Raw genomic sequence first — 12,535 nt, 5'->3', positions numbered from 1 at the left:
TTTGACCCTTCGACGTCGGCGTGGCATGTTGTTCAGGCGCGCCCGCACCACTGGCTAGCTCCTATTGAAATCAGGGCCTGGAAACGTTGACGAATCGCGACGACGGAATCGCTGCGGCGAGATTCCGGATTGCCCCGAATACCGGGCTGCGGGTGACGTCGAAACCTGACGGACCTCGAGTCATGGTCGGGTGACCTGCGCCGTAGCGCGCACGAACCGGCTCAACGTTCAGCCTCAGCACTGCCAGTGCCTCCGCACACACCGCAAACCCATGGTCGAACCGACCTCGTTCATAACAAGTCCCCTGTTCGCATCGGAGCGTTCTCGTCATGTCCCCCGCATCCACCCAGGGTTCCATAACGTCAGCTTCCGGTGAGGCGAGCCCTACGCCGAAGGCTACGGAGTCAACTGCTGTGGCCGGCATTCTGCGTGACGCACCGCAGGACGACGCGAGCGGACCGCGCATCCTTGTTCTGAGCGACTCGACCGCTGCGGTGAATCCCAAGCAGCATCCCCTGCAGGGCTGGGGGCAGGCGCTTTCCGAACTGCTCGTCGGGCACATCGAGGTGCTCAACTTCGCTCTGTACAACGCCTCTAGCCGCAGTTTCTACACCCACCCCTTCATCCGGGTGCTGAACGAGGCGCGCCCGGGCGACATCGCGCTGATCTCCTTCGGGCACAACGACCAGAACATGATGGAGCCCGACAAGTACACGAGCGCCGATGAGTTCCGGGCGTACCTGGAGCTGTACGCGGAGACGCTGCGGGAGCTCGGGGTGTCGCCGGTGTTCGTGACGTCGCTCGCGCGAGGAACGTTCCACGCGGACGGGCAGGTGTCCAACGGACTGCGCGAGCGCGCCGACATCATGGTCAAGACCGCCTCCGACGTGGGCGTACCGCTGGTGGACCTCAACCGGTGGTCCGAGGAGCTGTGGCAGGATCTCGGCCCGATGGCGGCCGTGCGGCTGCTGGGCTGGTTCGAGCCCGGGCAGCACCCCGAGCATCCGCAGGGCAAGCGGGACTGGACCCACCTCAACACCCGCGGCGCGCACGCCACAGCCGCCTGGCTGCTGGCCCAGCTGTCCGACAACGACCTGCTGACGGCGGACGTCATCCCGCAGCGCGCGGTGGGTGCCGTCCTGACCGACGACGAGCTCGGCGCCTTGAAGGACGCCGCCGCCGAGCAGGAAGCCGCCCTCCTCCGGGCCGAATCGTGGCTGGGACAGCGGCCCGAACCGCAGCGCAAGCGCCAGTGGTCGTGGCGTGCCCAGCCCGAGCCGGAGCCCGTCGCCCCGCGACCCGTGACGATCACGGCCCCTCGCGCGCAGGCGATCGTCGGCCCGCTCGTGTCCCTGACCGGCGCCTGCCCGCCGGACACGGACACCCTCTACTTCTTCGTCGGCACCCGCTGCATCGGCACCACCCCTCCTGGCCCGAACGGGGCCTGGAACTGGCGCCGCGAAAGCGGTTGGCCGGCCGGTGAGCACACGCTGCTCGTCGCCGCGGGGCGCGGCGAGGACCTCACCAACACGGCGACCGTCGACTTCGTCGTGGTCACCCATGTCGAGCCCCCGGTGATCACTACGCCGTCGGACGGTTCGTACACCCACCCTCGGCCCGAGTTCCGCGGCACCGCCCAGAAGGGCGTGCGCGCCGTCCACCTGCTCGACGACGGCGTCCGGGTCGGCGAATCCCCCGTCGGCGCCGACGGTCAGTGGAGCTGGAGCCCTCCGCGGACCTGGTCCCCCGGCCCTCGCAAGATCGAAGCCGTCGCCTGGGTCGCCAGCAACCACTCCGAGCCCGCGACCGTACGGATCCAGGTGCACGGGATACCCTCCGGGCACCTCGCCGAACAGCTGCGCCGGCAGGCCGACGCCCCCTTCACCGAGGGCACTCATCGCCCCCCGCTGCTCATCTCGAGCCAGCGGACCGCGCCCGCCTGCGACCGGCTGGAGTCCTCGGTGGACTTCCCCGTCGCCGACTGGGCCCCCATCACCTTCACCGTGCCGTCGTCCGGCGCCGCGTACGTCACCATCTCGGCTGCCCTCCACACCACCGCGGGCCCCTCCGCCACCGTATGGGCGCTGTGGCAGGCCAGCGGCGGGTACACCCCCGCGAGTCCTGCCCGCGGGCTCTCCGCCCACGGTCCCAGCCGCGTCTACGCCTCACGCCGTCACCTGCTCAGCGGTATGAAGCCCGGTGAGCGCGTCACCATCACCCCGCAGTGGAACATCAACGCCGGAACCAAGGCCCAGGTTCATTTCAGCGGCGGTCAGCTCCTTGTCGAGCCCGCCTGACGAGGGGCTCGCGCGTAGTCGGCCCGGGCGAGAGGCTGCTCCGTGGCCGTCGAGCGCGTCTTTGGGGGCGGGGCTTCGATCCAGGAGTGCCACCCTCTCCAGGGTCGCTCCGTCGGGACCGGTCGAAGTGTGGGCCATCGCGCCAGCATTCGTTCGCGCATGTCGGCGGTGAGGCCGCTCACCTCGCTCAGTGAGGTGTGGTCGGTGGTCCTCCGGCTGACGACGCCCAGCCGGTGGACGAGTCGTTGCCTCGCCGTCGCCGTGCCCCATTCCCAGTCCTCATGCGGAATCCGGGCGAGGTGGTCGGTGCCGTCACGGTGTGCTCGCTCCACCAGTGCGTCGCCGCGGAGCAGCCAGCCGGTGCACGCGTCGGTGAGGTCGTCCTGGTTTTCGTGGTCGGAGCCGGTCGCGGTGAGCCAGGCGGTGCGGTACGCGCTCTCCGCCCGTTCCAGTAGCGGCTGGGGTGCCGTGGTGACACACCAGCAGGTCGGGAAGCCGATGTACAGATAGGCCAGCTCCATCAAGCCGCTGCCCAGGGACGCCTGCTCGAAGTCGACGAATCTGACCCCTTCGGCGGTGTGGAGGTCGTTCCCGGGACAGGGATCGCCGTGGAGGAGGGCGTGGCCGGGCGCTTGGTCGAGTCGCTTCACCAGCTCGCCCAGTTCGTGGGTGACGCCGGGCCCGACGGGCACCTGGAGGGCGGCGGCCAGGCTGAGGAAGGAGTCGATGTCGGCGTTGTCCGGGCCCTGCCATCGGGGTAGTACGTCGGCGTCCTCGGGGCCCGCGGTGGCGTGCAGGCGGGCCAGCGCGGCGGCGTAGTCGACGATCCAGTCGCCCGACGGGTGCCGGTGTTCCAGGTGTTCCAGTACCAGCACGCGTTCGCCGGGATCGGCGGCCAGCAGTACGGGCACCACGGGCGGTTCGGCTCGGGCGGCGAGCCGCAGGGCGGCCACCTCGCGGGCGTAGCGCTCGTCGGCGTCGGGGCCGTCGACGACCTGTTTGACCACCGCCGTCCTCTCTGACAGTTCGACGCTCCACACGAGGGAGCGCGGGCTGCTGTCCAGGCTGCGGGAGCTTTGGGGGGTTCCCAGCTCCGCCCGCAGTTCGTCCCCGAACGTCAGTGGTGACGGCATGGGTTCTTCCTTCCGCGCGGCCTGCCGTGACCGCGTTCGGCCGGCGGCCGGTTGTCTTTGGCTTGCTCTCCGTCGCATCGCGGACGAGGGTGATGCCGTACGCGACGATCCCGGCCACCCGCATCAGCCAGCCCGCGAGGCCGAGGAGGACTGCGTGCTCCGACGGCGGCGATGGCTCCGTGCGCGTGGGTGGCCGGGACGCAGTGTAGTGGGGCGGTCGGCACGGCCCCCGGCTGGGCGCCAACGGGACCCGGCGCGACTCCCGCGTTCCGGAAGGTTGAGCACTTGTCATGTCCAGGGGCTTCCCAGGGCGCATACCGGCTAGTAGATACCGGGGGTAACACCAACCCGGGAGGCTTCATGTCACATGCCAGGCCACGTATGAGAGCCTGCGCCGCCGCAGCGGCGGCGGCCCTCTGTCTCGCCGCGCTCGCCATACCCTCCGCGAACGCCACCCCCCTCGCGGCCGCCACCCCCGTCGTGGTCGCCGACGCCACGGCGTCCACGCCGCTGCCCGCCGAGCTTGAGCAGATCCGCGCGGCCGAGGCCGTCAGCCTGTACGGCAGTCCCGAGGAGCGCCCGCAGGCCGAGCGGAAGACCTCGCTCGTGTCGATCGGTGACTCGGAGATCTCCGGCGAGGGCGCAGGCACGTACTGGCCCGGGACCGACGGACCGACGAACTGGTGCCACCGCTCGCAGGACGCCGCGATCTACCGGACCGGCATCCCGGCCGACGCCCCCACGAACATCGCCTGTTCGGGCGCGGCCACGTACCACGTCAAGGTCGGCGGCGTGAAGCAGTACCCCGATCAGCTCGTGCAGAGCGACCACCTCGCGATCAAGGCGCGCAACACCCGCGTCAAGATGGTGGTGGTCGTCGTCGGCGCCAACGACGACGTCCAGTTCGGTCCGGTGATGACGGACTGCGTCACGCGCTGGGTCCTCAGCCAGGGCACCTGCGAGCCGAAGTACGCGCCGGGCTGGCAGGCCCGTGTGGACGGCATCGTCCCTAAGGTCTCCGCGACCGTCACCGACCTCAAGAAGGTCATGCGCGACGCCGGGTACACGGACGACGCGTACAAGCTCGTGCTCATGAGCTACCCGTCGCCGATCAGCCCCGACATGGCGGACAACCCGAACTTCCCCGGGAAGCTGCCCGGCGGCTGCCTAGGCTACGACTCCGACGCGGGCTGGGGCCGCAACACCGCGGTCCCCGTCTTCGAGCGCGGCATCCGCAGGGCGGCACAGCTCTCCGGCGCCGACTACCTGGACGCCTCCCGCCTGTTCCACGGGCACGAGGTGTGCACGGAGCAGACGTGGGCCCGCGGCTTCTTCTACGACGGGTCGTTCCCGCCGGACGAGAACTCCGTCCGGCAGTCGTACCACCCCAACGCCACCGGCCACGCCGCGTTCGCGTCCTGCTTCACCCAGTTCTACAACTCCGGTCTGCGCGAGGCGTCGTGCGCCGACCCCGCCTCCACCAACGCACCGAAGCTCTACACCGGCGCATGGGACGACATGTTCAAGCCGGTCAAGAACGTGGCCACCGGACAGTGCCTGGACGCCGTCGGAGGCTCCTCGCGCAACTACACGGCGGTCGTGGGCTGGGACTGCCTCGGTGGCCGCAACCAGACCTGGTGGTACGACTCCGAGCAGGGCTCGCTCCACGTCGGTCTGTCCCACGACCGGTGCCTGGACTCCCGTGACATCGCCGCTCCCACCGCCGCCATCCTGTGGAACTGCCACGGCGGCGCGAACCAGAAGTGGACGCGGCCCTCGGACGGCACGATCCGCCCGGCGACCGCCACCGGCCTGTGCCTGACCCAGCCGGTCGCGAACAAGGCGGTCGCACTCCAGGCCTGCAACGGCTCCGCCGCGCAGCGCTTCGTGTAGTCCCGTCGTCCGAGGGGACCTGCCGTGAGATCGGAACACTGAACTGGCTCTGCCCGCCGGGCGTTTGATCTAGATGACCAGCACACGGGCCACGGCGAGCGCAGGCGCTGGCCGTGGTCGTGGTCGTCCGCGACCACGGCCAGCGCCAGGTCCAGTCCCGAGGTGACGCCCGCGCAGGTCCATACCCGTCCGGCCTTGATGAAGATCGGGTCCGCGTCGACGGCGACACGCTCGTGGTCCGCCACGAGGCGCGGGGCGGTGAGCCAGTGTGTGGTGGCCGGGAGTCCGTCCAGCGGTCCCGCCGCGGTCAGCAGGTGCGCGCCGGAGCAGATCGAGCCGACTCGTCGGGCCTTCGTGCCGCCGCACGCTCGGCGTCCGCGATCTCCACCCGGTAGCCGGGAACGCCGGCGGGCAGCATCCGGGTGGCGACCGAGAACACCTCGGCGGGACCTGTGACGTCCAGCAGCTCTACGCCGGGGAAGGCCGTGATGACGACTCTTCGGGTTCTTGGCACCCCGCCGTCATCACTCCGGGCTCCAGAAGGCCGCACTGACGCAGTTCTTCTGTCAGTTCGGGCCATGCAGCGGGCACGGAAGGGCCACCGGCCGTCGAGGTCGCGGTCGCGGGCCATGCGGTCGCCGTCCGTGCCGGGGGGGGCAGTTCCCCGGGCGGCTGCGTCAGTTCGACTGCGCCGTCGGCTGCGGGACTGCCAGCTGGCGGATCGTCGGCAGGTCCGCGTACAAGTTGGCCCCGGGGCACTCCGTCGGGTAGCCGTCGCGGTGTCCCGAGATCCGGTTCAGTGTGACCACCTGGCCCTTCTTGTACAGGCCGTTGTCCGCCGCCGCGACGAGGTTCACGGTCCCGGCGGGGTCGTACCCGTACAGACCGAGCTTCCACGCGGCGACGCCCGCGATCGCGTCGAGTACCGGTGCGGTGCTGACGGCCTCGTTGTAGTTGCCGAGGACGGCGATGCCGGTGGTGTCCGTGTTGAAGCCGTACGTCTGGGCGCCCAGGACCGGCTTGTCGATGCCGCCCGCGCGGCCCTCGAAGACGGTTCCGCACTTGTCGACCAGGAACTGGTAGCCGATGTCGTTCCAGCCCTGGCCCTGGACGTGGTAGAGGAAGATCGCGCGGATGATGGCGGCCGACTGGTCGCAGGTGTAGTCATTGGTGCCGGCGGTGTGGTGGACGAAGACGGCCTTCGTCTCGGCCGTGTACGTCGGGGGGGCCAGGACCAGCGACTCGTCCGCGCCCCAGCCCGAGCGCGGGGTGACGGCCGGCTGCCCGTTCGCGGTGAGCGTCGTGGACGTTCGCGTCTCCGCACGGGCCTCATCGGCGAGCGGGTCCACGAGTTCGAGCCGCAGGCCCTTGGGCAGGCTCGCCCGGGTGCCGGGCGCGGCGGTGACCCGTACCTGCACGCCGTTCGACGGACCGGTCCACAGCGGCTGGGTACCCGCTCGTACTCCGGGGGCGCGGCCGTCGAGGCCCGTTTCCGGGGTTCGTGCGTCCAGGTCGAGCGCGCGCCAGGCGGACCAGGCACCGGTGCGGTGGTCACGGGTACGGACCTCGGCCGTGCCGCCCAGTTCGGCCCGGGGATCGGTCCAGGTGAGCCCGATCATGCTGAAGGGTTCGGTGGTGCGGGCCGGCAGGGCGCGGCGTACGGGATCGGTGTCGTCGAGCCGGATGCTCTGCAGTCCGTGCCCGCTGCCGTCGGCGGCGGGGGACGCGGATACGGGCGTCGGGGCGGCTGCGGTGGTGGTTGCGGTGAGGCCGGTGGAGGCCAGGACGACAGCGGCGAGTCCGGCCACGGTGGCGGCGCGGCGGCCGGTACGGCCGAGGAGCTGGGGAATCACGGTGTTCCTTAGGAGCTGGTGGGGACGGGGCTGGGGGTCGAAGCGGGGGCGGCGTCGGGGTCCGCGCTCGCGCAGTTGCCGCGCCCGAAGGCGCCCTCCGCGGTGGAGCGCATGACGTGCCGACCGGCGACGGTGAGGCCGCAGCCGGCCCGGCCGCCCCTCTCGCCGAGGGTGACGCTGACGGCCGGGGTCGTGCCCTGAGGCAGACGTACCGTCTTCCGCCAGGGCAGGCGGACGTTCCTGACGATGTCTTCGGCGTCCGCCTCGCGGTAGGCGATGTCGGCGGTGCCCTCGCCGAGGACCTCGTACGCCACTTCGGTCCGCGCGGTCGCGGATGGCCCTCCGGCCACCGCGTTCCCGTTGGCGTTCCCGTGTCCGGGCTCGGAGGTGTTGTCGGATCCGAGGGTTCCGTAGGCCGCGAGCGCGCCGCACAGGGCGAGCAGGCTCGCGGTGGCGGCCACGAGGATTCGGTGGCGCTTCCGTGAATCCGTTGCGGATCCCGGGACTTCTGGTCCGTCCGGAACCGGCGGACCTTCCGTGGACGACATCATCGCTCTTTCGTTCGGCGGCTGATTGCGCTGCGTTATACACCGCCGGGTTCCCCGGATGCGAGGGTACGGAAGAATCGGACGAATTCCCTCGTCACACGCCCTCCGGTCACCGACACGCCGTCATATGCCCGCATGGTGACGGAGTGCGACGCTGTCGTCCGCTCGTTCGGGCACGCCCTCGTTCCGTTCGAATTCCCACCCGACTGGCAGACATGTCACCTGGGCCGACACCCCGCCCGGAAAGTATGATGAGGCGATGTCTGACATGACCGAGACCACGCCCGGCTGGCTGACCAAGGACGAGCTGGAAGCCGCCCGCGCCCAGATGCCGATCCTGTACGTCGAGGCCGTGCCCGTGCGCGTGGACGACAGCGGCGAAGTCACCAGTATCGGAGTGCTTCTGCGCATCGGCGCGGACGGAACGATAAGCCGCACCCTGGTGTCGGGGCGTGTCATGCACCACGAGCGGGTCCGTGACGCGTTGCTCCGCCATCTGGAGAAGGACCTCGGTCCCATGGCCCTCCCCCGAGTCCCGGCGTCCTTGCAGCCCTTCACGGTCGCCGAGTACTTCCCCACGGCCGGTGTCACGGCCTACCACGACCCGCGTCAACACGCCGTCTCCCTCGCGTACATCGTTCCGGTGACCGGCGACTGCCGACCTCGGCAGGACGCGCTGGACCTGGTGTGGTTCAGCCCGCAGGAAGCGGCGTCCGCCGCCGTGCAGGGCGAGATGCCGGGCGGTCACGGGATGGTGCTGAAGCAGGCGCTCGCCCATGTGGGTCACGTCTACTGAGGGCCCCTGCGCGCTCACCACGAGGGGCGCCGGTTCCCGTCCGCTCGACGACGGAACCGGCGCCCCTCTCGCGCGTCCGGGTCAGGACACCACGCGCAGGTGGGTCGGCCAGCCGATGTCGGCGCGGTCGAGGAGCCGGAACATCGCCTTGATGTCCACCGGATTGAGCTTCACACAGCCGTTGGACTTGTAGTCGCCGGCGCCGTCCCAGCGGCGGGGTTCAGTGCCGCCCGCGCTGCCGTCGCGGTTCATCTCGGAGTGGATGAACATCTCCGTGCGTGTCAGCGTGCCCTTGGAGCACTTCATGTCCTCCAGGTGGATCGCGTAGCCCTTGATGAGGTTGCCGTTGTACGTGGGGGTCTTGAGCTTGATCCTCCAGTTGCCGTTGGGCAGCCAGCCCCTGGCACGTACGCAGTCGTCCGTGACCTTGAGACCCGATCCCGCCCGGTAGGTGGCCCAGAGCTTCGTTCCCTTGAAGACGGACAGGCGCGAGTCGGTCGGATCACTCAGGTTCTTGTCGAAGACCAGGGTGGTCGGCGCGTCCACGGGCTTCTGCGGCGCACCCCCGGGCCCTTGTGCGAGGGCGGCCGGTGCCAGGGCCAGGACGGTGGCCGCGGACGCGGCGATCACGGCTCCGCGCAGACGGCGTCCGTTGCTGCTGCTCTTGCTCATGTCTCTCTTCCTCGTGCTTCCCGCACGACGGGGGGACCCCGTCGTGCGGGAAGGGCGGGCGGTCGGGCCGTCAGACGGTGGCGAGGCGTACCTGTGCCGTCTTCGTCCCCTTGAAGGTGAAGGAGAACTGCTTGCGGACACCGGAGTTGCACGCGGTCTCCGCCTTGTACTCGCCGTTGCCGGCGTTGATGCGGACCTTGGCGCACTTGCCGTCCATGCTGGTGTCCTGGAGCCAGCCGGACACCGTCACGTCCTTGCCGGAGCAGCGCAGGCTCCAGCTCGCCGCCGCGCCGTTGATCACCGGAGCGGCGGAGGACGGGCAGCCGGCCGCGCTCGCCGGAGTGACGACGCCCAGGGCGAGTCCCCCTGCGAGTACGGCGGTCGACAGAGCGGACGTGATGGTCTTGCGGACAGCGGACATGGGTGCCCCCTTCGGGCGGACTGCTGGTGGGAACGCGGACCGGGACGAGGACCTGAACGCGACGCCCACCGAGGGGGCGTGCCGTCCGGGGTGCCGGCCGCAGAACCAGCATTGCCGGGCCGGCCGGGTCCGGGGAAGCCGATCCGGCGGCTGACCCAGGCACATCGATGCACCCTGCATCACGGGGCTCTGACCTGGGATTATGTACTGCTGCATGAAGGCCGTGCCGAGGAGACGGCATAGCAGGGCCGCTGGATCACGCTCGGGCCGCCCTTGCCCTCGCCGAGCGCCGATCCCTCACCCGGGCGCGGAGGGCTGCCGGCTGCTCGTGCCCCTCTGATAGTCCGGCGCCTTGACGGGGGGCTGTTGTCCCACCAGCAGGGCCAGCCAGGTGTCCGCGTCCACGCGGCCGGTCTCCGGCAGATCGTGCGTGCGCTGGAAGTACTTCAGGTCCTCCGTGGTGACCGCGGTGAACCTGCCCGAGACCGCTGTGCCGCCCTGGCCCACGTTGTTCAGCAGCTCCTGTACGGCTCGTACCTCGAACTCACCTGAACCCGGCCGGACGTCCATGACCAGCTCGGGCCAGGTCTTCTCGCCCACCTTGCCGTCGGCCTGCAGGTCGTGCCGTCGCTGGAAGTCCACGACGGCGTCCCAGGTGTCCTGCCGGAAGAAGCCGTCGGCCCGCACGTCGTAGCCGCGGGCGGTCAGGAGGTACTGGAGGGCGCGGGCGCGGGTGAACTGGTCTTCCACGCCCATGCGCAGCAAAGGCCACCTGCGCGGCGCCTCCCCCGCCGGTACGGCACCGGCCGCACCGGCGACCGTGGCCGCGGGGTCCTCGGCGGAGAGGCGGTCGTGGACCACCGCTCCGGCGATGAAGGCCAGGGCGACGGCCGACACGAAGAGGGCCGGGAGGAGCCGGCGGTTGCGGCGACGGGCGGGGGTGCTGCGGGCGCTCGGGGCGGTGGCTTGATCGGGTACCTGGTCGGGTGCTTGGTCTTTTGCGTGGTCGGGTGCGTGCTCGGCGGTTGCCGCTGCGGATTCGGGCCTTGCCCCGGCCCCGGTGGCGACGGCTCCCTTGTCGGCGGAGGGCTCGGAGGTCGGCCCGGCGGTTCCGGCCGTGCCGTCGGCTCCGGCCGTGCCGTCGGCTCCGGCCGTACCAGCGGTCCGCTCGGTCGCGTCCGTCGGAGCGGCGGGCGCCCCGCCTCCGCCCTCAGCCGTCCGCTGTCGGCCGTTCTCCCGCCAGGCGGCCCGGCAGAGCGCCCGCGCCTGTTCGAGTTCCGCCGCGGGGGCACGCAGTTGGGCGTGCAGATTGTCGACCACCCGCAGAGGAGCGGTCGACGCGTGCCTCGGGTTCAGGTAGCGCGACAGGGTCGTCTGGTCGACCCCGAGCCTCGTGGCGAGCGCCTGTTGCGTCGGCCGGGCGCCGCCGGTCGTACTCCCGGCCTCTTCCCACCAACGGCGCATCAGTTGTGCCAGTCGGGTCCCCGCACTCCGCTGCCCGTCCCGGGCGCCTCGCTCGTCCGTCATGTACGTGTGCCTCCCCGGCCTCGTGCGGAAGAGCCGGGCCTCGCCACCGCCGGCCTAGCGCATATCAGCAGGTCAGGTCTGTGCATGACAGCAGGCGTGGCTACGTCGGCCTCGGCGGCGCCGATCGTAACGACGTGGCCGTGGGGTCCGGCACCGGACCTTGCGGGTCGACCGCGCTCCCGCCCCGCCACCGCGCGGCGGCCGACGGGCCTACGTTCACCTGAACGAGTGCGCTGGACGGCACGGTCGCGGAGTCGGCGGCTCACCCGTGGGGAGGAACGAGGGCGGCCCCCTCGCGACGGGCTACTGCACGTTCAGCCGGAACTGGTGGGAGAGGTCCGTGGGGCAGGTGAAGACGCGGAGTTCGCCGAAGCGGCCCAGGTTGAGCCCGGGGTCCTTCCCGCTGTCCAGGGTCAGCAGCAGGCGCATCCGGGTTCCGCATGCGGCGCAGTCGATGGGCACGAGGTCGGTGAGGTGCCAGCTGGGCCAGCCCCCTGCCTTCCAGCCGGGGAGGCAGGCGAGCGTTCTGGCGTACTCGGTGTCACGTTCTTCGGCCCACTCCCGCGCCGTTTCGACGAGCTCCTCGGGGAGTTCGCCCTGCTCGGGCAGGTCCACGACACGGAACGGGTCCAGGAGGCACGGGTTCGGCAGGTAGACGTCCTCGGCGTGCTCCGGCTGCGGCGGGTCGTCGAGGATCGGACCGGCGGCTCCCTCGGCGCGGAAGCGCAGTTCGGCGTTCGGGCCCCAGTAGTTCCACTGGCCCGGCGGCTCGGCGTGGTCGTCGGGGCACCACAGCAGCTGAAGCAGGTCCGTCCCTTCCGGCATGGGCAGGACGGGAACATCGCCGGCGCGGAGCTGGAGCACCGGGATCATGGGAACGGGTACGGCGGGGGCTTCCGAAACCGTCCGGATCCGCTCCCAGGTGACCATGTCGAGCGAGCCGGCACCGTCCATGATCCGCCGCTGCGCTTCGGCGTCCTCCTCGCTCATCACGTACGCGCCGCCACCCCGCGCACGGCGCCGTTCCTTCATCCGGCGGTCGCAGTCCTGCCAGATCTCCTTGTCCTGATCCGACAGCTTCTCCCGCTTGTCCACCACGTGCGGCGCCCGGCACACCGGCCACGGCTCGTCCCTCGGCCACAGCAGCGGGCCGCCGACCGAGTTGTCGTGCGGGCCGGGGTCACCCGCCGCCGGACGGAGGAGTACGGCGGAGCGGGCATGGGCGGCGAAGGCCGGTACGTCCGCGATCAGTGTCTGTGGGCCGAGCACGTCGATGTTCACGTTCGTGGTACCCCCGGGGAATTCGTACGGATGGTGGTGTCATGCGGGGAAGGAGCCGCGTACGAGGAGCCGCACGCCGACGCCGTGATGCGGCTGCCGATTGCCGACCCCCGG

Annotated in this window: 10 protein-coding genes and 1 pseudogene; 3 read left to right on the top strand and 8 right to left on the bottom strand. The window is 70.8% G+C overall.

What is annotated here, in order from left to right; translation table 11 throughout:
- Nucleotides 1-413: 413 nt before the first annotated feature.
- A complete protein-coding gene (locus ABT154_RS08875; protein WP_351854723.1) occupies nucleotides 414-2,297 on the top strand; it encodes a GDSL-type esterase/lipase family protein in 1,884 nt (627 codons plus the stop codon).
- On the opposite strand, the gene ABT154_RS08870 is transcribed toward ABT154_RS08875, so the two are convergent.
- A complete protein-coding gene (locus ABT154_RS08870) occupies nucleotides 2,273-3,430 on the bottom strand; it encodes an aminoglycoside phosphotransferase family protein (protein WP_351854721.1) in 1,158 nt (385 codons plus the stop codon). The two genes, ABT154_RS08875 and ABT154_RS08870, sit on opposite strands and share 25 nt — an antisense overlap.
- Before the next feature lie 360 nt (nucleotides 3,431-3,790).
- Between ABT154_RS08870 and ABT154_RS08865 the strand changes: the two genes are divergently transcribed.
- Entirely contained in the window at nucleotides 3,791-5,323 is a 1,533-nt protein-coding gene (locus tag ABT154_RS08865) for a ricin-type beta-trefoil lectin domain protein (protein WP_351854719.1), read from the top strand.
- Nucleotides 5,324-5,333: 10 nt separating this feature from the next.
- Here ABT154_RS08865 and ABT154_RS08860 read toward each other — a convergent pair.
- The 3 genes and pseudogenes from ABT154_RS08860 to ABT154_RS08850 form a co-directional block, all read right to left on the bottom strand.
- Nucleotides 5,334-5,837 (bottom strand): annotated as a pseudogene (locus ABT154_RS08860) (DJ-1/PfpI family protein); the annotation flags it as partial.
- 163 nt (nucleotides 5,838-6,000) lie between these two features.
- Complete coding sequence (locus ABT154_RS08855) at nucleotides 6,001-7,176, bottom strand: peptidoglycan recognition protein family protein (RefSeq protein ID WP_351854717.1); 1,176 nt, start codon at nucleotides 7,174-7,176, stop codon at nucleotides 6,001-6,003.
- An 8-nt stretch (nucleotides 7,177-7,184) separates the two neighbouring features.
- Nucleotides 7,185-7,637, bottom strand: coding sequence for a hypothetical protein (locus ABT154_RS08850; RefSeq protein ID WP_351854715.1), 453 nt, complete (start codon nucleotides 7,635-7,637; stop codon nucleotides 7,185-7,187).
- A gap of 346 nt (nucleotides 7,638-7,983) precedes the next feature.
- Between ABT154_RS08850 and ABT154_RS08845 the strand changes: the two genes are divergently transcribed.
- Entirely contained in the window at nucleotides 7,984-8,520 is a 537-nt protein-coding gene (locus ABT154_RS08845) for an NUDIX hydrolase family protein (protein ID WP_351854712.1), read from the top strand.
- A gap of 81 nt (nucleotides 8,521-8,601) precedes the next feature.
- On the opposite strand, the gene ABT154_RS08840 is transcribed toward ABT154_RS08845, so the two are convergent.
- The 4 genes from ABT154_RS08840 to ABT154_RS08825 form a co-directional block, all read right to left on the bottom strand.
- Nucleotides 8,602-9,192 carry a L,D-transpeptidase family protein gene (locus tag ABT154_RS08840; RefSeq protein WP_351854710.1) on the bottom strand — a complete coding sequence of 197 codons (591 nt, stop codon included), beginning with the start codon at nucleotides 9,190-9,192 and terminating at the stop codon, nucleotides 8,602-8,604.
- A 70-nt stretch (nucleotides 9,193-9,262) separates the two neighbouring features.
- The gene (locus ABT154_RS08835) at nucleotides 9,263-9,613 is read right to left on the bottom strand and encodes a hypothetical protein (RefSeq protein WP_351854708.1); all 351 of its coding nucleotides are present in this window, start codon (nucleotides 9,611-9,613) and stop codon (nucleotides 9,263-9,265) included.
- A gap of 297 nt (nucleotides 9,614-9,910) precedes the next feature.
- Complete coding sequence (locus ABT154_RS08830) at nucleotides 9,911-11,140, bottom strand: peptidoglycan-binding domain-containing protein (protein ID WP_351854705.1); 1,230 nt, start codon at nucleotides 11,138-11,140, stop codon at nucleotides 9,911-9,913.
- 303 nt (nucleotides 11,141-11,443) lie between these two features.
- Nucleotides 11,444-12,421, bottom strand: coding sequence for a hypothetical protein (locus ABT154_RS08825; protein WP_351854703.1), 978 nt, complete (start codon nucleotides 12,419-12,421; stop codon nucleotides 11,444-11,446).
- Nucleotides 12,422-12,535: the final 114 nt, after the last annotated feature.

The sequence above is a fragment of the Streptomyces sp. NPDC001728 genome (genome assembly GCF_040297565.1).
Lineage (GTDB): Bacteria > Actinomycetota > Actinomycetes > Streptomycetales > Streptomycetaceae > Streptomyces.
The sequence above is the reverse complement of the archived record's forward strand: the minus strand, read 5'-3'. Positions and strand labels throughout refer to the sequence as shown.

Coding starts and splice junctions, on each gene's coding strand:
- ABT154_RS08870 (WP_351854721.1), bottom strand. CDS start 3,430: ATGCCGTCACCACTGACGTTCGGGGACGAACTGCGGGCGGAGCTGGGA.
- ABT154_RS08865 (WP_351854719.1), top strand. CDS start 3,791: ATGTCACATGCCAGGCCACGTATGAGAGCCTGCGCCGCCGCAGCGGCG.
- ABT154_RS08845 (WP_351854712.1), top strand. CDS start 7,984: ATGTCTGACATGACCGAGACCACGCCCGGCTGGCTGACCAAGGACGAG.
- ABT154_RS08840 (WP_351854710.1), bottom strand. CDS start 9,192: ATGAGCAAGAGCAGCAGCAACGGACGCCGTCTGCGCGGAGCCGTGATC.
- ABT154_RS08835 (WP_351854708.1), bottom strand. CDS start 9,613: ATGTCCGCTGTCCGCAAGACCATCACGTCCGCTCTGTCGACCGCCGTA.
- ABT154_RS08830 (WP_351854705.1), bottom strand. CDS start 11,140: ATGACGGACGAGCGAGGCGCCCGGGACGGGCAGCGGAGTGCGGGGACC.